This window comes from Streptococcus sp. HMSC034B05 (assembly GCF_001809055.1).
Classification (GTDB): Bacteria; Bacillota; Bacilli; order Lactobacillales; family Streptococcaceae; genus Streptococcus; species Streptococcus constellatus.
In genome coordinates this window covers 140102-164927 of record NZ_KV795627.1, presented here as the reverse complement: position 1 = coordinate 164927, position 24826 = coordinate 140102, and the positions used below count along the sequence as shown (strand labels likewise).

23 protein-coding genes and 1 pseudogene are annotated in these 24826 nt (G+C 35.3%); 1 reads left to right on the top strand and 23 read right to left on the bottom strand.

Annotated features, from left to right (window positions below):
* On the bottom strand, positions 1–1780 hold a 1780-nt coding region (locus HMPREF2542_RS09150), incomplete at its 3' end, for an SSURE domain-containing protein (protein WP_070484753.1).
* A gap of 168 nt (positions 1781–1948) precedes the next feature.
* On the opposite strand from HMPREF2542_RS09150, the gene HMPREF2542_RS09145 reads away from it, so the two are divergent.
* A complete protein-coding gene (locus HMPREF2542_RS09145; RefSeq protein WP_058670399.1) occupies positions 1949–2506 on the top strand; it encodes a histidine phosphatase family protein in 558 nt (185 codons plus the stop codon).
* Between the two features lie 11 nt (positions 2507–2517).
* Here the strand turns inward: HMPREF2542_RS09145 and HMPREF2542_RS09140 are convergent, their stop codons facing one another.
* From HMPREF2542_RS09140 to HMPREF2542_RS09045, 22 genes and pseudogenes are all read right to left on the bottom strand, one after another.
* Positions 2518–3933, bottom strand: a complete 1416-nt coding sequence (locus HMPREF2542_RS09140) for a flippase (RefSeq protein ID WP_049480906.1) — start codon at positions 3931–3933, stop codon at positions 2518–2520.
* Positions 3934–3956: 23 nt separating this feature from the next.
* Positions 3957–5066: a hypothetical protein gene (locus tag HMPREF2542_RS09135; protein WP_058669937.1), complete on the bottom strand. Its 1110-nt coding sequence runs from the start codon at positions 5064–5066 to the stop codon at positions 3957–3959.
* A 17-nt stretch (positions 5067–5083) separates the two neighbouring features.
* Entirely contained in the window at positions 5084–6151 is a 1068-nt protein-coding gene (locus HMPREF2542_RS09130) for a glycosyltransferase family 4 protein (RefSeq protein WP_070484751.1), read from the bottom strand.
* A gap of 3 nt (positions 6152–6154) precedes the next feature.
* Positions 6155–7084, bottom strand: coding sequence for a WaaS/CpsH family glycosyltransferase (locus HMPREF2542_RS09125; protein WP_049480898.1), 930 nt, complete (start codon positions 7082–7084; stop codon positions 6155–6157).
* Between the two features lies 1 nt (position 7085).
* Complete coding sequence (locus HMPREF2542_RS09120; protein ID WP_058669938.1) at positions 7086–8057, bottom strand: glycosyltransferase; 972 nt, start codon at positions 8055–8057, stop codon at positions 7086–7088.
* A 315-nt stretch (positions 8058–8372) separates the two neighbouring features.
* Positions 8373–8834 (bottom strand): serine acetyltransferase, encoded by a 462-nt coding sequence (locus HMPREF2542_RS09115; RefSeq protein ID WP_058669939.1) that lies wholly within the window; start codon positions 8832–8834, stop codon positions 8373–8375.
* A 21-nt stretch (positions 8835–8855) separates the two neighbouring features.
* Positions 8856–9994, bottom strand: a pseudogene (locus tag HMPREF2542_RS09110) (glycosyltransferase family 4 protein).
* Positions 9995–9997: 3 nt separating this feature from the next.
* Complete coding sequence (gene cps2T / locus HMPREF2542_RS09105) at positions 9998–11170, bottom strand: beta 1-4 rhamnosyltransferase Cps2T (RefSeq protein WP_058669941.1); 1173 nt, start codon at positions 11168–11170, stop codon at positions 9998–10000.
* Positions 11171–11206: 36 nt separating this feature from the next.
* The gene (locus HMPREF2542_RS09100; protein ID WP_058669942.1) at positions 11207–12580 is read right to left on the bottom strand and encodes a sugar transferase; all 1374 of its coding nucleotides are present in this window, start codon (positions 12578–12580) and stop codon (positions 11207–11209) included.
* Positions 12581–12604: 24 nt separating this feature from the next.
* The gene (locus tag HMPREF2542_RS09095; RefSeq protein ID WP_070484749.1) at positions 12605–13297 is read right to left on the bottom strand and encodes a tyrosine-protein kinase; all 693 of its coding nucleotides are present in this window, start codon (positions 13295–13297) and stop codon (positions 12605–12607) included.
* A 9-nt stretch (positions 13298–13306) separates the two neighbouring features.
* Positions 13307–14005, bottom strand: coding sequence for a Wzz/FepE/Etk N-terminal domain-containing protein (locus HMPREF2542_RS09090; protein ID WP_006270511.1), 699 nt, complete (start codon positions 14003–14005; stop codon positions 13307–13309).
* Between the two features lie 8 nt (positions 14006–14013).
* On the bottom strand, positions 14014–14748 hold the full coding sequence (cps4B, locus tag HMPREF2542_RS09085; protein WP_049476450.1) for a capsular polysaccharide biosynthesis protein Cps4B: 735 nt from the start codon (positions 14746–14748) through the stop codon (positions 14014–14016).
* A 2-nt stretch (positions 14749–14750) separates the two neighbouring features.
* Positions 14751–16202 carry an LCP family glycopolymer transferase CpsA gene (locus HMPREF2542_RS09080; protein ID WP_058669944.1) on the bottom strand — a complete coding sequence of 484 codons (1452 nt, stop codon included), beginning with the start codon at positions 16200–16202 and terminating at the stop codon, positions 14751–14753.
* Positions 16203–16386: 184 nt separating this feature from the next.
* The gene (gene nrdG / locus HMPREF2542_RS09075; RefSeq protein WP_070484746.1) at positions 16387–16992 is read right to left on the bottom strand and encodes an anaerobic ribonucleoside-triphosphate reductase activating protein; all 606 of its coding nucleotides are present in this window, start codon (positions 16990–16992) and stop codon (positions 16387–16389) included.
* 4 nt (positions 16993–16996) lie between these two features.
* Positions 16997–17494, bottom strand: coding sequence for a GNAT family N-acetyltransferase (locus HMPREF2542_RS09070; protein WP_058669945.1), 498 nt, complete (start codon positions 17492–17494; stop codon positions 16997–16999).
* A gap of 59 nt (positions 17495–17553) precedes the next feature.
* Positions 17554–17694, bottom strand: a complete 141-nt coding sequence (locus HMPREF2542_RS09835) for a hypothetical protein (protein WP_003038368.1) — start codon at positions 17692–17694, stop codon at positions 17554–17556.
* An 8-nt stretch (positions 17695–17702) separates the two neighbouring features.
* Complete coding sequence (nrdD, locus tag HMPREF2542_RS09065; RefSeq protein ID WP_058669946.1) at positions 17703–19913, bottom strand: anaerobic ribonucleoside-triphosphate reductase; 2211 nt, start codon at positions 19911–19913, stop codon at positions 17703–17705.
* Between the two features lie 107 nt (positions 19914–20020).
* Positions 20021–21553 carry a hypothetical protein gene (locus HMPREF2542_RS09060; protein ID WP_058669947.1) on the bottom strand — a complete coding sequence of 511 codons (1533 nt, stop codon included), beginning with the start codon at positions 21551–21553 and terminating at the stop codon, positions 20021–20023.
* Positions 21554–21607: 54 nt separating this feature from the next.
* Positions 21608–21739 (bottom strand): hypothetical protein, encoded by a 132-nt coding sequence (locus HMPREF2542_RS10230; RefSeq protein WP_003071451.1) that lies wholly within the window; start codon positions 21737–21739, stop codon positions 21608–21610.
* A 67-nt stretch (positions 21740–21806) separates the two neighbouring features.
* The gene (gene cls / locus HMPREF2542_RS09055) at positions 21807–23339 is read right to left on the bottom strand and encodes a cardiolipin synthase (protein WP_058669948.1); all 1533 of its coding nucleotides are present in this window, start codon (positions 23337–23339) and stop codon (positions 21807–21809) included.
* A gap of 161 nt (positions 23340–23500) precedes the next feature.
* Positions 23501–23941: a Spy0128 family protein gene (locus HMPREF2542_RS09050; RefSeq protein ID WP_058669949.1), complete on the bottom strand. Its 441-nt coding sequence runs from the start codon at positions 23939–23941 to the stop codon at positions 23501–23503.
* 98 nt (positions 23942–24039) lie between these two features.
* Positions 24040–24786, bottom strand: a complete 747-nt coding sequence (locus HMPREF2542_RS09045) for an MSCRAMM family protein (protein WP_058669950.1) — start codon at positions 24784–24786, stop codon at positions 24040–24042.
* Between the last annotated feature and the right edge of the window lie 40 nt (positions 24787–24826).

Here is a 24826-nt window from a genome sequence, read left to right as displayed (position 1 = left end):
CAATCACATTGTTCAAATCAGCCTTGCCATCTTTTGCACCGTAAACTTTAACAGTTGCAGTATAAGTATGAGTGCCGTTGGCTTTTAGTTGATCTAAAAGTGCTTTGCCTTGTTTGCCTGCAGCATTACCGTCCAATGAAACTTGGTAGAAATATTGGCCTTTGCCTAAGCCTGCTAGTGGCAATAGACCTGGATGATTCGCTGAGCCATTATCTGACCATGGTGCTCCGTTTGATGATTTGAGCAGAAGACGAGTCAACATGCCATCACCACCAAAGAGTTCATACGGAATCACTTCATTCACACCAGCTGTAAATGGACCAGGATGGTTCGCATTCTGTAAGAAGGAAGCTGGAACATCTGTACTTTCTTTAATGTTTTCTAAGACGGATTTCTTAATTTGGTCCGCTGTTGTTGTGCCATTTAAGTTCAATTTTACTTGACGAGTCGCAATCACATTGTTCAAATCAGCCTTGCCATCTTTGGTTGCACCGTAAACCTTAACAGTCGCAGTGTAAGTATGAGTGCCGTTGGCCTTCAGTTGGTCTAAAAGTGCCCTACCTTGTTTGCCTGCTGCATTGCCATCCAATGAAACTTGGTAGAAATATTGGCCTTTTGGAATGCCTGCAAACGGAAGCAAGCCTGCATGATTCGCTGTGCCATTATCAGACCATGGCGCTCCATTTGATGATTTGAGTAGAAGACGCGTTAGCATCCCATCTCCACCAAAGAGTTCATACGGAATCACTTCATTCACACCAGCTGTAAATGGACCAGGATGGTTCGCATTTTGTAAGAAGGACGCTGGGACATCCGTACTTTCTTTAATATTTTCTGAAATAGATTTCTTCGCTTGTTCTAATGAAGGATCTGCTTTAGATTTCAAACTATTAAGGTTAATCGTCACTTGACGAGTCGCAATCACATTGCTCAAGTCAACTTTACCATCTTTTGAACCATAAACTGTTACGGTAGCGGTGTAACTTTGTGTACCGTTCGCTTTCAATTGATCCAACAATTCTTTATTTTGCTTGCCTGCTGCATTTCCTCCAAGTGATACCTGATAAAAATACTTACCCTTCGGAATGTTAGCAAAAGGAGGCAAGCCTGCATGATTTGCTGTGCCATTATCTGACCATGGTGCTCCATTTGAGGATTTGAGTAGAAGACGTGTTAACATCCCATCTCCACCAAAAAGTTCATACGGAATTACTTGGTTCACACCTGCTGTAAAAGGTCCTGGATAAGTAGCATTATCAAGGTAAGAGGCAGGAACATTGATATCACTTTTAATATTATCTAAAACTGATTTTTTCGCTTGATCCAATGAAGAATCCTTCTCTTCCTTTGAAGTAGCTTCTTTTACTACTTTTTCGGTTGCTTTTTGAATTTCCTTAGCAGCCTCTGCAATCGTTTTGCCAACCTTGTTTTCTTTTGTAACTTCTTGCTTTTCTTGAACTTTCTTATCTGGTGCTTGATTTGTTTTTCCAGCTAATTCTTGTGAAGGCTTCGTTGTATCTGGCGTTGCTTGCTTTCCAGCCGTTGCTTTTTCAGTTTGCTTTGTATTAGCATCTACTATCGGCTTTTGCAAGTCTGTCGAACTATTTGAAGGGGTTGTTGTCACCACCTTGTTTTGCGAACCAACTTGTGCATTTACAGGATTACTAATGAGAATAAAGAATCCGCTTGCCACAACAACCGAAGCTACACCCACACTCAGGCGGCGAATAGACCATTTGGTATATCTTTCATGATTTGGACGATGATTTTTGGCAACCATATTATTACTCCTTTAATTTATTTTTAATGGTTGACTAAAGTATACCAAGCCCCTATTAACCATCCGTAAGGAAAAGTTAAAATTTTTCTTAAATAGGAGTTATTATTTCATTATGTTAAAAAAATGATGAACTATCAACAACATTTCTTTTTTGATACAATATTATTTATGAAAAACACATATTACTTAATCCGCCATGCACATTCTATTTATAGCCCCGACGAATGGAATCGTCCTTTATCACAAAAAGGACAAGCTTCTCTTTCGCAATTAAACATGTTAGAAAGCAAACCTATTTCTGCTATTTATTCCAGCCCCTACAAGCGGGCAATTGAAACCGTTGAGCCTTTGGCTCAAACATTGGGACTTTCTATTCAGCTGGACAAACGCCTGATTGAACGAAAATTAAGCAGTCAAAGTATTTCCGACCAAGCATTTGAAGCTACTCTGAAACAACTTTGGAAAAATCCTGCTATTTCTCTACCGGGCGGTGAATCCAATCTCACAGCTCAAAAACGAGTCCTATCTTTTCTACAAGACTTAGAAAAACTGCATCAAAACGAACACATTATCATTAGCTCACACGGAAATCTGGTTTGTATCCTACTTAACTATTTTGATGATACCATCAATTATAACTTTTGGAAACAACTGCCTATGCCGGCTGTTATCCGTTTTAAATATTACAGAGAGATGGGAGAAATTTCATTTCTCTCATCTAAATAAAAAATAAGAGATTAATTCAGGTAGTTAGATATTAGTGTTTTAATTAAACGTGGCTTTAATAATAATAAACCAACTACGTATGTTACTCCCCCCCCTACAATACGAGATATCAATGCAAGATAAATTGATAAAGAAAATTTACTAATTAATACAATAGCGACATACATCATAAAACTTGCTATAAAATATTTTTGTATGTCCTTACACAATTCTAATAAGTTAATTTGTTGCCTCAATAACCAAATTTCAACAATCATGATAGAAGCTTCCCCAATAACAGATGAGATAGCTCCACCTACCGCTCCGTAAATTGGAATCAGTAAGATTGAAGCTACTGCTGTAGAAACTATTCCTCCAAGGACAGCGATACTTAAATATCTAGACTGGCCTGTTGCAATTAAATATTGACTCCCCAAGACAGATGAGTATCCCATGAAGATTAGCTCCAATACTAAAATAGATAGAACTGTATCTATTCCAGCAAATTCTGTCCCAAAAAAGATTGTAGAAAATATTGTACTAATAGAAATAATACCTACTACCATTGGAATAGCAATAATATTTACTGCATCAAAAGTCAAATAAGTCAGTTTCAAAACTCGCTCTTTGTCATTGTTTTTATAAGCATTTGCTACTTTAGGAAAAATAACAACTCCAACTGACGCCACTAAGGCTAAAAGAACTCTTACAACTTTATCTGCATTTTCAAAATACCCCGTTTGTGACATTGTGGACAAGTTACCCAACATGATCTTGTTAATAGATACAAAAATCGTCGAAGCTATTTGTGGAATAAATAAACTTATGATTGGATTAAAATGTTCCTTTAATTTTAATCCTTTTATAGGGATACGAACAACATAATGGTGTAAGTAAGTCCATAAAGTCAAATTTCCTATCAAAGTAGCTCCTACTGTAATCCATACATACTTATCAAAATCTTCTGCTGATCGAACAAAAGTAAAAATAAGTATAACAGAAGTTAGTTTAACAAGAAAATTTCTAACTACTGTTCGCTTAAAATCTTCCATCCCATCAAACAGCCATGAGATATCTAAAGCTGTCGCAATGATTTGAACAGATTGGATCATAAAAATCAACCGATAATTGGGATAAAAGAATACAAAAATAAGAAATAAAAAATAGACAATAGCAGATACAATTAACTTTAGCGATATAATTTCCCAGAATTTTTTGCTACGATGTTCAATAGAATCTCTGTAATAGGCTACTGTCCTATTTCCATACATCAAAATTCCTAAATTTGCCAATAAAACAAAATAGCTCAGAATGGTATTTGTATAGGAATTTATCCCAATAAGTTCCGCTCCCAAAACCCTAGATACATAGGGAATGGTTACAAAAGGGACAATGATTAAAAATAGTTGGTATAGGGAGCTATATAAATAATTTTTAATTGTCTTCATATTCAATCCTTTCTCATTGTATCTCATTCTAAACTTCCAGTATCATCACTCTCTGCCATCAAGTTAAATAACAAAGGAGTGAATAAGAAGACATTAAAATCTTGCGCTTCAATGATAAGGTAAATAAAAGCTGTTGTCATCAATAACGCCCGATACAGGTTATACTTCTTTGAAAAAACATTATATAAAATATATAAAATCAATACTGCAGTTAATATTGTGCCCTGTGTTAAAGCAAACTTTAAATAAGTGTTGTCATTAAACAATTGATCAGAGCTCCACCAGCCAGCTGGAATAATATTTGGAGTTTGCTTAGGTAGTAAAGTAAAACCATATCTATTGATGTATAAATTACCTAAGTATAGTCTATTTGTCAAAAATTTATCTATAAAAACATAAATTTGATTACTAGTAGTATAAAATACAGAATCAAATAACCCTACCAAGATAATTAACATTGTCAGTAGTACAAAACAGACTCTAGACACTATTTTTTTAGATAACCAATCTCTAAAGATAAAAATGATGAGAATAGTAAGCATAATCATCAGAGATGTTCTAGAATAAGTAATACGATATAGTATTACTACTGCAACCACAGTTATTAGAGCATAAAATATAGTTCTTTTAGTCTTACTTAATATGTACAAGTCATATAAAATGGATAATCCAGTAACACCTAGAGTATTGGGATGAAAGAAGCCTAGAGAATGGGCCTCTTCGCCTATCTTATATGTCACTGTATCTGGTATCATTCCCATCAAGCAAGCAAGGATGACCATGGAAATTAATGCAATTTTTATGATTAATAGATTTCTGACAAAATGTATGTCATTTGAACTAATAAGAGGTGTAAAAAATAAGAAAAAAATTAGACTCCAATTAATAGTTAATTGAATTCGAAAAACTAAGAAGAAAGCAAAGTAAATCACTAAAAATATAGTTGAAAATAACATATCCTTAGTAAATAATCTTGATTTTGCATAGTAAACATATACAACAAACATTAACACAAGAAAGACTATATTGAGATTTCTATTATGAATTAAAAATGTAATATTTGTATTAGCAAGCAACGCCAAAGATGTAGCTAGATAAAAAACATATTGTACTAAGTTATTTAACTTAACCATACCATTCCTCCTTCAACTCAAAGTTGAGAAGCCCTTTCTAGTATTAATTCGAGATAATCAATTGCTTTTTCCCAGGATCTTTGACGAATATTTTTACCACCTTCTTTAGCTATTCTAAACCTAAGAGCAGAGTCATTTATTAGTTTGATAATATTATCCGCAAGAGCTTGACTATCCTTAACCGGTGACAGAAGAGCATTTTCTCCATTCACAGCATATTCAAATACTCCACTGTAACTTGTAGAAGCTAATGCACATCCACAAGCCATGCTCTCAGCTCCTGTTAACCCAAACCCTTCGTCAATTGTTGCACATACAAAAATGGCGGTGTCATTATATAATTCCTGTAGTTGATCTTGCGTTGCCTTTTGAGTATAGTTATAATAATCTGGCAAAAATGACGGTCTATCAGGAACACCGAAAACATTAACACCGATATTTGGGTACTTATCTTTAACAATATCAATGGCTTTAATAGCATAAGAAATTCCTTTATGCTCTCCCTCATGATAAAGCATAGCTAAGTGAAATGGATTCCGTTCCTCTACAGGATTTATTATTCGAAAAACTTCCGTATCAATTGGATTAGGTAAACAAAATACTGAATCTTCTGTATGAGACTTAACAATATCATTTAGCCAGTTAGAGACTGTAAAGTTTAGAAAACCATAATTATAACTTTCAATAACTTTATCCTCTGGTAAAATCCAAGTTTCAAAATCTTGGATAAAATAACATTTTTTTCCATACCTCAAAGGAAGACTTTTTACAATTTCAGCTGTTGATACCGCTGTCGCAAAGATAAAATCCGCTTCTGGAAACTCTCTTCCATCCAGATAAGGTGTTGTTATTTTCTTAATATTTGACCTCAAGTTAAACCAAGACGGCTCATTTCTGCCACGTAGATTCCCTACAATAGATTTTATTTTTTTATTCTTCGTAACACGATTCAGTACGTTATGGGTTAAGAAGACAAGAGACACATCATGCCCCCTATCACTCAGTCTATTTGCATATTCAAAAATAATCTTATAACCACCTGTTGGAAATGTGCTTATTTCTGGTAAACAGAATGTTAATTTCATTTTCTACTCCGTGATTTTCTTTAACCATTGACTAAATGAATATTTCTTGATAATTTTTTCTTCTAGTGGTATGTATGGCTTATCCATAAAATCTTTTAAATCACTGTCTTCATTCTCATCCCAAACTAAAATATTATTTGGATGATAAAAATCATAATTCACAATATTTATATTATTCGTTATTAGCTTTTTATTATAAAAAATTGATTCTAGAGATCGAAGGGTTAAGCCGTCTTGACCATCCTTATTTAATTCTACAATAACATTTGAAGCTTGAATATTTTTAATAACATCATTATAGGTCAAAAACTCATCTAAAAAATGAATTCCTTGAAATTGAGATTTTGATGTCTCACTCATAACATCAAAATGGTAACTATAGCCACTATCTTCAATCGTTTTAGCTAAAGTCTCAATTCTTGACAATCGTCCTTTATCTGCACCTACAAAATAAAAGTCCACCTGAGAATTATTAACTGATTCTTGCTCTTGGACAGTATCTAAAATATAGAACTGATCGATAAATTTTAGATGATATTTCTCAGAGTACGTCTTATCAAAACAATAGACATCATAATTTTTAGTGAGATAATCTATATGTTCATTAGGAATATTCCATAACCATATTTTTAGTTTGGTATCTGTCGTCAAATGACTCTTTATATATTCCAAAAGCTTAGGTGTGATAGCGTTATCAAATATAATGATGTTATCATATTCTGATAGAGCCTTTGACCATCTTTCCAGCCACAACTCATGAACAAAATTTACTGGTAAACGCTTAGAGACTGCTCTAATATTGTGCATAACAATATTTGATACTTCCTTATAAGGTGTTGATACCTCTACATTCTTCAGTATAATATTACGAGCCAAAAATTGTTCAAAGGTTTCAATCTGTTCAAATAATATTAATGTTTTTCTCGAATTCATCTTACCTATTCTTGCCTAATTTCACTTTTAGTTTTGCAATTATTTTCAAAAAATTAACTCGATACAATATATACTTCATATGATTTGAGTAACCGGATAAATAATTAGGTGGTATTTTATTTTTACTCAACTCCTTAAGTATCGTGCTATAAATATCTGTGTTTTCTTGCCCTTCTTCATATAATTTCATTAATAAATAAACTAAGCCATTATTATAATAAGCTTTGACAAGCATCAGGCTATCAGTCAATATTTTAGATGCAGCTTTAAAAATTTCATTATAAAAGTGGTACATATCACTAAATTTATTCAATGACCAGCTTTTTGTGATTGCTGCTTCATTTCTCATGAAATAGCAATAATATATTTGATTGCTTGAACAAATTTTTTCAGAAGCTAATAATAATTTATATATTGTACCCAAGTCTTCATAATAAGCTCCTTTAGGAAACTCAATCTTATTTAATAAAAATAATTCTCGCTTGTATAATTTATCTGTCGAAAAACTCGTAATCTCATTTGATTTTAGCATATTTTTAAATGCTTCTATGCCCGAAAAATGAGATTCTTTAGATATTCGAGTTTTTAATTTATCTTGTTCAGTGTTAAACATCTGCATTCCAAATTGGAAAATATCGTATTCATTCGTCACAAGAACATTACTTACATTAGCAAACATATCCTTCACAATCCAATCATCTGAATCAAGAAAGAATACATATTTACCTTTAGCATTTTGAATTCCAACATTACGTGCATCTGATAAACCTCCATTTTTTTTATGAACTACTGAAACATGTTTAAATTTTTGAGCATATTTATCACAAATAATGGGAGAAGAATCCGTGCTTCCATCATCAACAAGTATGATTTCATAAGAATTGTAATTTTGGACTAGAACACTCTCAATACAGCGTTCTAAATAATTTTCAACATTATATACTGGTATAATGACACTAAGGCCTATCCTCATATATTTTACCTCCCTTGCAAATACAATCGAGATTCACATGTTGTATTTATTCAATAGAATAAGCATGTTATTATAACATAATCTGATCATCTATAAAAATGATATTTAGCAACTAGGCTTTCATTATCATTCAAATAGTCTCAATAAAAAATTCAAGAAATTATGAGATCGTTTACATCAATAACAGTCTGATGGCTATACTTTATACTTATATAAGCAAACACACAATTTCTAGAAGTCATTTATCTATTGAATTTATTATATATCCTTTTGTAGCATCAGATTTTGGTATTATCTTCCCAGGATTACCTAATACTATGTATTATCTGGTACATCAAAATTAACAAATGCCCCTGGTGCTATTAATACATTGTTTCCAATATTAATTTTACCAACAACAATAGCATTTGTCCCAATCCATACAGAATTTTCAATAGTTGGAGTCCCTTCCCTAGCTCCTCTACTTTGAGAACCAATTAAAACACCATTTAACAGAGTTACATTTTCTCCAATAATTACATTAGGATTTATAACGATATTACCAATATGTTCAATTCTTAGGCCTTTCCCAATTCTTACTCTTGCTGGAATATCCATCATATATTTGATTTTATATCTTTCATATAGAAAGCGAAAAATATAAAATAAAAATCGGAAATTTAATCTATATGCCTCACATTTTCTTTTTAAAAACAGGAATCTGTACTGTGGTAAGTACCATAAAAATTTTCTGTCTCCCCACCTATATTTGTCAGCCTTTAATTTTTCATCTCTCATACAGTTTTCCCTTTCAATAACTCAATATATATAAGAAAAATTTTTGACATAGCTCTCCAAAGAAAACATCTCTTTCTGACGTTTCATCGAAGCTTGTCCAAATTCGCTGATTTTTTCTGGGTTATCTATTAAATTCTGAATAAGTCGAGATAAAGCTTCAGAATCATTTGGTTTCGCTAACAAACCATTGATATCCTCTTCTACCATTTCACAAACACCACCATGTCGATAGCCTACAATCGGCTTTCCACATGCCATTGCTTCTAGCACTACTGTTGGTAGCGGATCTGGATTGGTACTTGGAAGCACAAAAATGTCAAACATATTATATAGCTCATTCGTATTAGCGTAATAGTCAATACGCTTAATTTGTTCAGCTACTGGCAAGGAAGCAATTCTTGCATCCAACTCTTGCACGCGCCATTCTTCACCTTCAAAGGCACTGCCAGCCATAAAGGCAACTGCTTTAGGATTTTTCTCAAGAATAGGAATTATTGCATCTAGAAAATCATTTTGTCCCTTCCAAGCATTTACACGACCAACCATGCCTATAACTGTCGCATCAACAGCGATTTTAAACTTTTCTCGGATTGGTTTTGCTTGCATAGGGTGATAAATAGCATTATCTACTCCATTATATATAACCTGAACTTGATCTTCTTTAATAAAAGAAGATTTTTTAACGTGATTTGCAACAGCCTCTGAAACTGTAATCACTTTATCCGCATAACGTCCCATCAGTATATTAATAAAATCAGATATAGCTTTTGGTTTAACAATAATCTCATGCACATGCCAAATAAGCGGAATCCTCAGTTTGCGTTTTAGATAAATGCCCTCTAAGACTGCAGTCGTATTATTATGAATCAAATCAATTTTATTTTCTTTAGCATAGTCAGCGATTTTTTTGAGTAGTGATTGTAAGAAGTGAAATATTCAAATATCCCTTTGGGATTAAAATACTTTCGACGAAGAATAGGGTAATCAATTACATTCACTTTTGCCCCTACTTGCTTTAAAGCCTTTACTAAAATACCATCATTAGGTAGGATAACATGAGCTTCAAAAGCTTTTGAGTCCAAACCCTTGATAAGTTCCAAAAGAACCTTATCTGCACCATACATTTCTGCACCAGCGTGCAGATACAAAATCCGTTTCATTTTCTATCCTTTAAATATTTCCTCATAATCTGCCACAATTTTCTGCCATGTAAAAGCTGCAGCAATTCGCTCACTAGATTTCTTATCCAATTCAGAAATAGCTTTTTCATCCAATAGTTCTATTTCTTCAATAATCTGAGCCAACTGTTCTTTATCCCAATAAATCGCGCCATCTGCTCCTACTTCACGATTGAATCCAACATCTAACAAAAGATTTAACTTAGTGGAAGAAAGAGCTTCGAGTAGTGATGGATTAGTGCCACCTACTTCATGACCATGGAGATAAGCAAAGGCGTGTTCGCGAATATATTTGAGTAATTCTTGATCATAAACGGTTCCGACAAACTTGATACGCGAATCTTTATCAAAACCCGTCTCTTGACGCAACTTCTCATAAAACTTATTCTGCTCAACATTGGTAATCAAAACAAGATCTTTTTTGGAGTGAGACCTCATGAAACCACGAATCATGGCTTCGTAATTATTTTCAGGGACAAAACGTCCAACTACAAGATAATATTCATTCTCTCGAACATTTTTTTTATCATACCAAGAACGAACTTTTTCATCTAAAGACGTTAATTGCGATTTGGTTATATCCGTTCCATACGCAATATAAGTTGTCTTGGGTTGATAACGATTATAGTCTTTGTGAATATATTTTTCAATATTTTTACTATCACAAATTAATAGATCTGCATGTTTCACCATCAATCGCTCAGAGTATTTCCAATATTTCCGAACAGGCAAGCTCCACTTAGCTCGTAGCCATTCGTGCCCGTCCGGATTAACCATCAGAGTTCCTCCAAGAGCTTTGATTTTTCTTTTTATACTTGAAATAAACGGACCAATTCGGCAGGCTAAAATATAAAATATCGGTGCTTCGTCCCTGTTCGTTTTTGCTATTTCAATCGCCTTATTTAGAGCAGCAATATCATAGGAAATGGCGCGAGCTGGACCAATGTTTGGAACATCAATATTGAAACAAATTGCTCCATTATGCTCAAAAAAATCTTCTGTAATGCCAGACTTTGCTGAATTTTCCCTCATGCAAGCAACATAATATTGAATATTTTTACTGTTTTGAAATTCTGTTAATTTCTCTACAAAGGTTTCAAATCCACCATATTTAGCCGGAATTCCTTTAGAACCAATAATATAAACTGTTTTTATCATTTTTCTTTCATCAAAAATAGAGAAGAGGAAGTAAGACTACTTCGCTCCGTCTTTCATTAGCACAACTTTAATTGTTTTGAGTAAGATTTTGATGTCTGACCAAATGGTCCAACCGTCAATATAAGCGACATCTAATTTGACAACTTCGTCAAAATCAGTAATACTGCTGCGACCACTAATTTGCCACAGACCAGTGATACCTGGTTTGAAACTCAAACGCCGTTTTTGTTCGGGAGTATAGTGCTCATATTCATCTTTGGTTGGTGGGCGCGTTCCCACAAGACTCATATCTCCTTTAAGAACATTATAAAATTGTGGTAATTCATCCAAGCTTGTTTTTCGAATGAATTTCCCAATTGGAGTAATCCGAGGATCATCATCCATTTTAAACATCCCGCCACTCATGGTATTATGTGCCATCAGTTCTTTCTTACGTTCTTCGGCATCTATGTACATAGAGCGGAATTTGTAAAATTTAAAGATCCGACCGTTTTTCCCAACACGTTCCTGAACAAAAATAGCTGGTCCACCATCTTTACGAATCATTGGCACTAAGAAAATCGCTGCAATACCACAAAGCAAAAGTCCAAAGAAAGAGCCAATAATATCTAAAATTCGTTTGGCAACAATATGACTATAATTGTAGAAATTTGTTGAGAAAGTGACTACGCTAAAACCAGCAATCTCTTGAAGCCTCTTCTCACCAATTTGAAAATCTAAGGCGTTAATATTCACATTAACTGTGATTCCCATATTCTCAAACTGAATAACCAAATCCTCAATGGAATAGTAATCACTTGGCAAACTAATAAAGACTTCATCAACAACGGAACGAGTCGCAAATTCAATGAGATGTTCTCTCGGAACAACATCAAAGGTGGGATGCTGATAATAGGAATTATCAAATACAGAGACAGCAGCGATGCAATCATTAAATGAGCAAGTTTGCGTTAACTTCTGCAAAATTCTATCCAAGCGGCTTGAAACAGTAATAACTAGTACTTTCTTACTACTTTTTAGTCTCGGATGCACTAGCAGATAATATTGTTTAATCAACAAATTGATACAATAAATACAAACAGCATTTAAAAGAATAAAAAGAATAAGACCTTTCTGAGTTAGTAAAAAGCTACCTTTTGACATAAATGAAAAGAAAGTAATCATAACAGTATATAAGGCACTGTATTTTATCGTTTCTGTAAACTCAATCAAATAACCGCGTTTGAAAAAGTGGTAACCATAATTACTGATATAAAAAGCAACGATATGCAGCAATACTAGTATGATGATGTCTTTACTTGTTAGTTTTGAATTCAAGACTAAATTCATAATTGTAGAAATAGTGACAACAGAAAGTAGTTGTGTCAATACAATCTCTATTTTTTGAAATTCTTTTCTATTTTCAAACATCCCTACTCCTAAATTTACTGAACTTTATTTCTTGCCATAGTTCCCATAGTCTCCATAATTACCATAAGAACCGTACTTTTCTAACTGTGTATCATACTTATTTAAAATAACTCCCAAGAATGGAGTGCCTGTTTGCTCTAGTTGCCCTTTAGCTTTTTGTAAAGCTTTACGTTTTACATTTCCTGATTCAACCACTAACGCACTAGCATCACATTTTTGAGCAATGATGGCTGCATCAATCACAATTCCAATAGGAGGAGTATCGATGATAATATAATCATAATGATTTCGTAAAATATCAATCATCATCCCAAAGTTCTTACTTTGAAGAAGTGCAGTTGGGTTGGGCGAAATCTGCCCTGCTTCAATCACAAATAAATTTTCAACATTTGTATCACATAAACCGTTTGATAAATCAGCTGCACCAGCTAAATAATCTGTTAAACCTGTAATTTTGTCACGTGTTTTAAAAACTCCCGACATGACTGAATTACGAATATCTGCATCAATCAGCAAAGTGTTATAGCCTGATCGTGCAAAAGCAATAGCTAGATTAGTAGAAGTTGTTGACTTCCCTTCACCAGACTGTACAGAAGTAACAGCAATAACTTTAATATTTTCTCCACTAAGCTGAATGTTGGTTCTTAAAGCGTTGTAATATTCTTCTGACTTTTTGAGAGCTTTCTCTTTATTTTTAGCTAATTCTAATCTTGGCATCATTTCCTCCTATTTTAGTTTATCCATATTCGGCACAACTCCAAGAAGAGTAATTCCTAACGCTTCTTCCACATCTTCTGGCTTTTTCACTCGATCATCCAACACTTCAACGATAATAATAACCATTGAAATCAAGGCTCCTCCAGTTAAGAAACCAATTAAGGTATTGCGTTTGATATTCGGTGAAGAAGGAGAGTTTGGTACTTCTGCTTCTTCTAACGTCGTCACGTCTGCTACTTTTGTAACAGCTATAATCTTTTCAGCTGCTACTTGGCGAAGGCTATTAGCAACACGCGCAGCTTCCTTTGCATCACCATCTGAAACGGCTATTGAGACAATACGTGTATCGGTCGGAACAGTGACTGTAATCTTCTTAGCTAGTGCACTTGGCTGCATATTTAATTTTAAGTCAGAGATTACTTTGGCTAATACATCCTGTGATAAAATGATTTCCTTATAGTCTTTAACCAAGTACGATCCAGCCTGCAAATCTTGGTTTGTCAATGTGGAATTATCACTAGGCTGTCGATTTACTACATAGATCCTTGTAGAACTTGTATAGTTAGGCTTTATAATAAAGGTATTATATCCTAAAGTAATGATAGCCATCACAAAAGCTGTCACAACGATGAGAAATTTTCGTCTCCATAGACTTTTAACTAATGATAGAACATCAATTTCCATCGTCTGATTATCTTGATTTTTCATTTCTTCTCCTAAATTAATTCATCTTTTAATAATATTTCTTGATTTTCACGGAATAGCATGTCAGCGTATGCTTTGCCATATTTTTTAGAAATGATTTGATAGGCCTCCTGCATATAAGGGGGGCGCGGACCTAAATTATGCATATCACTCGCTACAAAATGGACTAAATCCTGCTCCATAAAGAACTGCGCCCGTTTCTTCATGAATTTATACTTATCGCCACTAAATAACTTCGGCTTTAGGACACTGGAGCTATTGATTTGCATATAACATCCCATGTTGATCAAGTCTTGCACTTTTTTCACATCGTTTTCCAAGCAATGATAACGCTCAATATGGGCTACAACTGGTGTAATCCCTAAACGCAGAACATTATTTAAAGCACTGTGGATTTCTCTGTACGGAGTTGTCATACTAAACTCAATCAGAGCATAACTCGTTCCACCCAAAGTTGGAATAATTTTTTTATCCAATTTTTCTAAAATATCGCTAGTATAGTAAATTTCGGCACCATAAAGAATGGTGAGGTCGTCCGCCACTTCTTTAGCGATTTGCTGAACCTCATGAAAATTTGCCGCGATTTTTTCTTCAGGAGTTTCAAACATTCCCTTTCTACGATGAGAAGTTGAAATAATCGTTCGAACTCCTTGGCGATAACTTTCCGTCAAAAGCTCTCGCGTATCCTGACGTGTCTTGGGACCGTCATCTACATCAAACACAATATGCGAATGAATATCAATCAATCTTATTTACCTTCCATCACTTTCTGAATTGCCGCTTTGGCTGCATTCAAGCTATCTTGATTTAATTCCATCATGTAAAGATTCGCATCTGGCATAGCATAAGACGGAAGGTCTGTCCGTCCCTCACCTGTAACAGCTTGAGAAGTCACAGTATAACTACCGCCAGATTCTAGTTGTGTATTAATGAGATTCATCATCGTTTCAAGACTCATATTGGTTTGAACTGAATTTTGTAAACCTGAAATAATCTCATTGTAATTCTTCAAAGCATGTGTTGAAGTCAACTTTTTAATAATTGCCGCAATTACTTTTTCTTGATTTTTACCACGGTCGTTATCTCCGCCGCTCAATGAATACCGTTCCCGCACAAAGCCTAGAGCCTGCTCAGAATTTAGATGAACATCTCCTACACCAAAATGATAATTCCCGTGCAAACTTGTAAATTCTTGGTCATTATAAACGTCAATACCACCTAACAAATCCACTAATTTGAGGAAAGAAGTGAAATTGAGTCGGATGTAATAGTTGGTTTTAATGCCATAGAGATTTTCCAATGTATGAATGGACGCTTCCACACCATAAATGCCAGCATGCGTCAATTTATCATTTTGATTGTTGCCACCATCAGCAATCGGTACGTAAGCATCACGCGGTGTTGTTGTTAATAACACTTTTTTTGTTTTGCGATTCACTGTCATGATGATATTCACATCCGAACGAGATACAGACGAAACGGGACCATAAGTGTCAATACCACTAACATAAATGTTAAAGACATCGTTGTTGGTAGCTGGTGATTGCGCATTTTCTATTTTCTTACTAATCTTATAAGTATAGATTTTCTTAATTTTTGAAGCATAATCTGGATGCTCGTTTTCGATAACACTTTCAAAAACACTATTTAGCACCATAGCCTTCGCTTCACCATTCCTCAAAGAATTATAAGCTGCCAAATAAGAAGAAGATTGATCAACCGTTAGATTGACTTTTTTAGTTTTTGCCAAGTTGTTTGTTAATGCCTTGATATTTTTTTCATCATTTGCTGTCGGAGCAAGAACATTTTTCACTTGGCTAATATCTTTAATGTCGCTATTTGCCGGTACCACCACACTCATTTCATATTCAGAATAGTTGGATGTTGTATTTAAACCATTAGACAAATCCAGCACTTCTTTAATGGCATACATCGCACCTGAACTAACTAAAATAGCCAAAATGAGAATAATAGTCGTTATGACACGCGCTTTATTTTTAAAAATTAAAAAGCCAGTCACTAGTGCTACGGCTACTAGCAAGATTGATAGTAAAATATTCAAGTGCCGAAATGCTAGAATATTATACCGAAACATTGAAAAAACCAATAATGCTGTTAGCAATGCAAAAACGATTAGCAAAGCAATATTTAAGATTCGATAACCTCTCTTCTTAGAAGAGCGCAATCTTTTTTGGACCATTTTAAACCCCTACGTAGAATTATCCATTTTATTACTCCATTATAGCATAAAATAACTGAAAGTTAAACATTCTTTAAGAATTACAAAAACTTTAAATTATAAATGCGTTTTCAATGCAATCTTTCGCCATTACATTTTAAACAACAAAAAAGTAGGAACAATCAATTCCTACCTTGGTTCAAATTTATTCTGTTTTATCTCGATTAACCTGCTCAAAACTTTCTGTGCCATCATTCAATCTATCCCAAATAATCACTTTTCCAGCTTTGAGAGACTTTTGTACATCAATAATACGCTGATTAGAGGAACCTCGAAATTGTAACATGAGATTTCGTTTTGCCTTATCAAAACGACCATCTACCAGAATATCAATGAGACTAAGAAGTTCGAGTTTATCTGGTGTTTCCAGCATCATTTCTTCCCATGTATAGCCCGTCCAAGACCAAATATCTTTGTCAGGCAACTCTCGTCGAATACGCTTGACTAAGGGCAAGAGAATCCCAGTATTCAGAAAAGGCTCTCCTCCTAGCAAGGTCAGTCCTTGAACATAGAGCTCAGCCAAATCTTTCATGATTTGCTCTTCCAGCTCTTGCGTATAAGGAATCCCGGCATTGAACGACCAGGTCGCTACATTGTAGCAGCCCTCACAATGAAACATGCAGCCGCTGACATAGAGGGAATTACGCACCCCTTCACCATCCACAAAATTAAAGGCTTTATAGTCAATAATACGCCCCTTGCTTAACTCTTCACTTTTCCACTCACCTGGCTTCGGTGTATTCCATGTCATTTTTCTACTCCAAATCTATCCAATAGCGCTCTTTCCCGGCTCGTACATCTTCCAATATTCCGCCATTTTTTAAAATTACTGCTCGACTAGCTGGATTATCTATCGCACAAGTCACCAGCACTTGATGAATATTCTTTGAAGCAGCAACAAGAAGTCCTTCTTTCAGCATCGAAGTAGCATGGCCTATCCCTTGCATAGATGGACGAACACTATAGCCTATATGACCACCGTGTTCGAGTAAATATTCATTTAAGCGCAGGCGCAAATTTAAAAAACCAACTGCTTGTCCTTCATCAAACCCGACAAGTTGTATAGCTGGCACCCAGGTATCAGGAATATTGAGACCCATTTCTGCATCTCGGTTCCCAGCAATCCAATCTTCATAATCAAAATCCTCCTCGTTCCAAAAACCACCATCGTGTGCGGCATTTAAACTTTCAAATTCCATTATGAGATCCGTGACTGCGTCCTTATCTTCCAATCTTGGTCGTCTTAATTTCATATTTCACACCTTGATAGAAAGAGAGTGAGACTAGCTTCATGCAGACCTCACTCTTTCCCTTATTTTTTCTTTGCTTTTTGCAAAAATTGTTCTCGCAAACTTGTAACACGAGCTTTCTTGTTGACTCCACCTTTCGAGTGTTTTTCATGATAGCGTGTGACTTGTGCTTTCCCTTTATCGTCTAATTGATATTTTCCCATGAAAGTTCCTATTTTTCTACATGATGTCCTTCGAACTTGATTGTTGAACCATTCATGTGTTTAACACGAGCCGAAATCTCCTTGTGACGTCCATTTACCATCGGACGAGCTTGAGGATTTCCAAGATAACCACAAGTTCGCTTCACAACATCAACTGTCTTAGGATCGCTATTGCCGCAGTTTGGACAAGTAAATCCACGTTCGGTTGGCGTGAAGTCCCCTTCAAAATCGCACTTGTAACAATGGTCAATCGGAGTATTGGTTCCAAGATAGCCCACACGATCGTAAGCATAGTCCCAGACTGATTCGAGTGCTTTCGGATTTTGTTGTAGAACAGGATATTCACAGTAGTGAATAAAGCCTCCTGAAGCCCCAGCTGCTGGATAATCTTTTTCAAAATCTAATTTTTCAAACGGTGTCGGATTTTTACGGACATCATAGTGGAAACTATTCGTATAGTATTCCTTATCTGTAATATCTTTTACCAGACCAAATTTTTCTGTATCCAGGCGGCAGAAGCGGTCGGTCAGACTTTCAGACGGTGTGGAGTAAACTGAGAAGTGGTAGTCATATTGGTCAGACCATTCTTCTACACGGCGTTTCATTTCACGAACGATATCGACTGTGAATTTCTTGGCTTCTGGATTGTGCTCCCATTCACCACCATAAAAGACTGTAGCCACTTCATACAGACCAATATAGCCAAGAGAAACCGTGGCTCTACGATGCTTAAAGAGTTGATCCACCTTATCATATTTACCTAGACGTTTTCCAAAAGCACCATATTGATAAAGAATAGGAGCATTAGCTGGAGTCGCTTCTTTGGTGCGTTCGACACGGTAGACGAGCGCATCTTCAGCAATATTCATCCGCTCATTAAAAATTTCCCAGAATTTCTCCATGTTGCCTTCAGATTCAAGAGCAATTCGTGGAAGGTTGACCGTCACAACGCCAAGATTCATCCGACCAGAATTGACTTCTTGACCGTTTTCATCTTTCCAGCCTTGTAAGAAAGAACGGCAGCCCATTGGAACTTTAAAAGAACCTGTTAATTCCACAATTTTGTCGTAAGACAAGACATCTGGGTACATCCGTTTCGTAGCGCATTCCAAAGCCAGCTGTTTAATATCATAGTTTGGGCTATCCGGTTCTAAGTTCAATCCGCGCTTCAACGTGAAAATCAATTTAGGAAAAATAGCTGTCCGATGTTCAGACCCCAGACCTTTAATGCGAATTTGAAGAATCGCTTTTTGAATTTCACGCTCAAAACGATTGGTGCCAAGACCAAAACCAAGCGATGTAAATGGGGTTTGTCCATTTGACGTAAACAAGGTATTGATTTCATATTCCAAAGACTGCATGGCATCGTAAATGTCTTTTTTCGTCTTTGCCCAAGCAAACTCTTCCTGTTTTTCAGGAACGACCCATTCACGCGCATCCTTCAAATGCTTTTCGTAATTCTTTTCAGCATAAGGCGCTAAAACTTCATCAATTCGATCAGCTGAACAACCACCATACTGACTAGAGGCGACATTGGCAATGATTTGAGAAATTTGCGCAGTCGCAGTTTGAATCGACTTTGGACTTTCCACCTCTGCATTTCCAATCTTGAAACCATTTCCCAGCATACCTTTGAAATCAATCAAGCAGCAGTTTGTCATCGGCGTATATGGGCTATAGTCCAAATCATGATAATGAATATCCCCTTTTTGATGGGCGTTTGCTACATGCGGCGGCAGCATTTGCAAACCAATTGATTTCCCAACAATCCCCGCTGTCAAATCACGTTGAGTATTGAAAACATCGCTGTCCTTGTTGGCATTTTCATTGACAACCGCTTGATCTTTATTCAGCAATTTGCCGATTGTGAAGTTGATATCTGTTGCTTTTGAACGCGCAAAATCACGTTGCGTACGGTAAGTAATATAACTTTCCGCAATAGCATATTCATTGGCTTGCAACAATTCATGCTCAACGATATTTTGAATTTCATAAATTTTAACACCAGCAGGGAAACGTTCAATCACCTCTGCTACAATTTTATTGGTAATCCCTTCAAGTTTTGCTTCTAACAACGGCGTCATCGTCGTTACTTCTTGACTAGCTTTGACAAGCGCTTTATAAATCTTATCTGCGTCAAAAGCCACACGACGACCGTCACGTTTTTCAACATAAATATCAGCAAAACCTTGTACTGTTTCTTCTTTTAATGCTATCATGAGCTCCTCCATTCGTATAAATCATATTATATCACTCTCATAAAAAAAATCAATATCTTGTGGTAAAAAACTTAAAATTTTATTTTAAACACAAGATATTGATTAAATCATTTTAATTTATAAAGCTTGAAATGATGAAGTTCCAGGTCAGTTTTCTCATAATTTTTCTGAATTTGTTTTTGCACATCTTGAAGAACAGGCACTTGATTATTCACTAAAATATAAGTTGGTGCATTTTCTTTCAGACTCCTAGCTAGCGCCATTTTATTTTCATCGGTTCCTTGGTACAAGCTAGGTGTTAAAATTGGTACTGCAGATAAGTGTCTACTCGCCTGATAAAGCGCTGCTGTTTTATCCCAAGCATAGATTTTATCAGTCTTCTTCGCTTTATCTTTGATATAATTTGCCGCAGAAACACGTTCACTTGCTTCACCTGAAGATAAAATATAGTGATTAACAAGCGGAGAACCAATTAAGTAAGTAACTGCTAAAAGCGGCAAGAAAGCATTTTTTGCAACATACGTTCCTAAAATAGATGTAGATTTTTGTACACGGCTATGACGTCCACCTCTTTTAAGTTTACTTTTTCCTAACCACATACTGAGCAAAATCAGGAAGAATGGCAAAACAGGCAACAGCTGATAAGCGCCTTGATCTGGCAAAAAGAAAACAAATAAAACTAAAATCAAGGACGCGAAAAAACTAAATAGCTGCAGGAAACGTTCCAAAGAATTTGCTGGCAATGAAAAACTTCTCACCCAAGAAAACACTAAACCAATTCCAATGATTAACCCACCATAAAGCAAACCATTATACAACAAGTGCTGCCCTGCAAAGCGAAAGCTTTCCAACGGATAAAGAATCTGACTAATCGCAAGACCAAAGCTACCATTTAAAACCGTATAATAGCCCAAAGGATAAAATAGAAACGAAAAGCCTACAAGTGCTGCTAAAAATTGATAAAGGCCATGTACTTTTTTCTTTACACTAATATTATAAGCTGACAAAACAAGGAAAGCCACTAAATAAAACACGAGACTTGTCATCGGATCTGTCATAAACATCAATGTACCGAGCGCACCAAAACCAATAAAACCTCTGTCACTAGCTTCTCCTGCAACATAACGCATTAGAAAGTACAGTGCACCAAATACAAAAGGAAAAGCAAAGATACTAGAATATAAACCGCCCCAGCCCAAAGCTAAGGTTAAGCCATAAAATAAAGAAAGAACCTTTACAGAGGTATTCCTTACAGTTGTTAATTGGTAAACAATTTTAAAAAGAAAAATTCCTGCAACAAATAGGGCAAAGCACTGCACTACTGCAAATAAAATATTGCCCATGAAAAGACTACCCACCCAATTAGTTAGATAATAAAGCAAACCACTCGTTCCATAAATATTTCCATAAATAACCTGCCCCTGCGCCATTGCCCATCCAGCATATAAATTTTGAGATTGCAGATTAGTAGCAAAGTTGGTCAAAAACGGATTGGCAACACTTAAAACACTCAATAATAAGCTCCACAAAAATAAAACGACAAACGGCGTCGGTGTAGGTTCTACAAAAAATTTTTTCTGTTCACTTTCTTCGTGAATACTCTCTACCATTGGCCCTTGTTCAAGCATTGTGTCGTGCATAAAGATTCTCCTTGATATCAGTCTTATTTAGTATACCAAAATCTCCTCTATCTGTCAGCTTGATTCTGACACAATCTTCATCTTTTGCAAAAGCAAGGCATAATATTCCAAATCTCGAAAACGGTGATGACTTCTGTTTGTATACTTTTGTAAAAATTCTTGTTCTTCTTGTGTTAGATGTATCATTATTTCGCCTTCTTTTTACTAAATTATTCGTAAAAAAGAAAAAATTCCTCTCATACAAGAGAAATTTTTATAGCATCGGCGCAAACAATTCGACAATCTCTTTGATTAAACGTTGATACCAGGTATTTTTAATAGTATCCTCATGAATTTCTTGAGAATTCTCAAAAAGGTTTTCAAAATCCCGTTTTAAGTCAAACATAGAAGGCGTTTTATACATCAAAATAGCATTTTCATAGTGGTGAACCAGACTTCGATAATCAAAGTTGATTGTTCCAACCACACCAAAATCATCATCTGCCACCACATGCTTACTGTGAATAAAACCTGGAGTATATTCATAAATCCGAACCCCAGCTGCTATCAAGTCTGGATAAGCGCCTCGCGTAATGAGTTGAATCAGCTTTTTATCTGGAATGGAAGGGGTCACAATCCGCACATCTACCCCACGCATAGCTGCATTTTTAATGTCTTCTGTCAAGTCATAATCAATAATTAAGTACGGTGTAGCAATATACACATAATCTGTCGCTTGACTGATAATATTTTGGTAGACATTTTTACCCACTTGAGCTTTGTACATAGGCTTAGGTCCGCTTCCATACGGAATATAAAGTCCTGATGCATCTATTGCTTTATTGTCCAAATGATATTGATCAAAATCGCTAATGGTTCCACGGTTGATATACCAGTTCATAAGAAAAAGACGTGTCAAGGCCTTTACTGCACGACCATTTAAACGAATCCCACCGTCTTTCCAGTGACCAAAACGCTCAATGTGATTAATGTATTCATCTGCTAAATTGACCCCTCCAGTATAGCCAATTTGCCCATCAATAACAAGAATTTTACGATGATCTCGATTATTATAAGCTACTGTCATTCGCGGAATCACTTTGTTAAATTTATGGGCATCAATCCCTATAGCTTGTAATCGACTGGTGTAGTCCCCAGGAAGAGTCGCCATACAGCCAATATCATCATAGAGCATCTTCACTTCAACACCTTGAGTTACTTTCTCACGCAGAATATCCAAAATACTATTCCACATGAGACCTTCTTCCACAATATAATATTCCAAAAAGATAAATTTTTCTGCCTTACGCAAATCTTCCAGCATTTTTTGAAACATTTCTTCGCCTAAAGGGAAAAATTGTGATTCCGTACCGTCATATACATCCGCATTATGATCCATGCTAAGAAGTGATTTGATAATCCCATAAGCTGACTTATCTGTATTTTTTAACTCTAAACGCAACTCATAACTATTATCCTCACGAAATTTCATTTGATCCATATTTTTCAACTGTTTCAATTCACTTCTAGACAAACGACGCTCACCAAACATCAGATAAAGCAACGGTCCAAAGACTGGAATAAAAGCCACTAAAAGCCAGGTTACTTTGCTTTCTGGCGTCATTGAACGATTGACAATCGCCAAAATCGTTGCCACACTGAACAAAATCACAAAGGCAATCCATAAAGTAGGCGTCCATCGACCGAGCCAAAAGAAAAACCAAAAAACAAGCACCAGTTCTAACACCATAGTAATGATGCTAAAACCATATTTTGACATCAATAGCTGAAATTTCCTAAAACTCATATTCTCTCCCTATCAGTATTTAGTACTAGTATAACGGGGATTACCTAATAAATCAAGCCAAAGTCAAGTCTTGCTTGATTTTCAAATCATTTTTAAAACTTTCAATAAAAAAGGGAACCTAATTAGACTCTCCATTTCTCATTAGGTTTCCACCTCTAGACTTATATTTTTTTCTTGATGAAGTAAACTGCACCCACTAACAATATCATATCCATAAAGATTGCTAAGTAATGAACAGCTGTTCCTGTTTTAGGCAAACCTTTCTTCGGCGGTGTTGCTGGTAGGGTATAGCTATTTTCAAAAGCTTTAACATCCTGATCATATCGACCTTTAGTTTCTAGTATACGCGAACTATTGTCTGTAACAGTCACTGTTACTTTGATCACTTTTTTATCATAGATTATACCTTGAAGTTTCGTATCTTTTTCAGTAATCATATAATGATATGTTCTCACTTTCGTGTACTCAATAGTATCGAAAATCACATCACCATTAACAGCATTTTTCTTGACTTGGTGGACATTATCCTCTGTGCCTTTGAGTTCAAACTCAAATTCACCTGCCTTTAAATCACGTCCAATTAATAATTTCTTAACTCTCAATTGACCTCAACCAATCCTCGTTTATTGAGAACTTCCAAATCATAAGTCTTCTCATTATTAAACTTATCCGGAGTAATCTTAAACTTTCGTTTAAATGGCTAATATCCAGCCGGAGCTTTTATTTCTTTAATTTTATAAGTATCTTTTAATAGATTCAGACTTGTTACTTCCCCTGCACTATCTGTGATAAATTCCCCAACTGTAGTACCGTTGCGATCTCGTATAACCCTAAAGATAGCTCCCGTTAAAGGCATGCCAGAAACTTCATCCTTTTTATGCAGCGTGATTGAGTAAACATAACCTTCTGCATTTCCGCTTGCTTCTCTGTAAGTAGTCTTCACTATGGAATTTATGATTTTTATTTTACTTGACCAAAGTGAAGCAATATTTTCAACAATTTCTCCATTCTGTAAATTATAGTTTGCTTTAGCTTTATAGTTAATACAATAACCTTCTCCTGCTTTGATATGACCTAAATCAACCGAAAATTGTGAGTCAGATATGAAATTGATTGTAAATTGTTCCGTGACATTTATTTTATTCTTCAATACCCAACGATTATTTACAATCACCCACTTACCTTTTTCAATTTTGAAACTGTTCTTAATATAAGAAATTTTAGGAGTACCCAGAATGTCTGTTACTTTGGCATCAGAAATCTCTTTACCAGACTGATTAATAGAAATGTGATAACTGATAATCTTATCTGTTTTATAGCTACCTGATTTTGTAAGATCTGTCTTTTTAACTTGTCTTCCCCCTTCAAAATCCACCTTTCCTACTGGTACTGTATTTCGATTTACCGTAAGTTGAAAAAATTCTCTCTCGCTGTTCGTTTTTATCACCTATTACACTTCAAAAAGTTAGTCAAATTCTCTTCCCTCA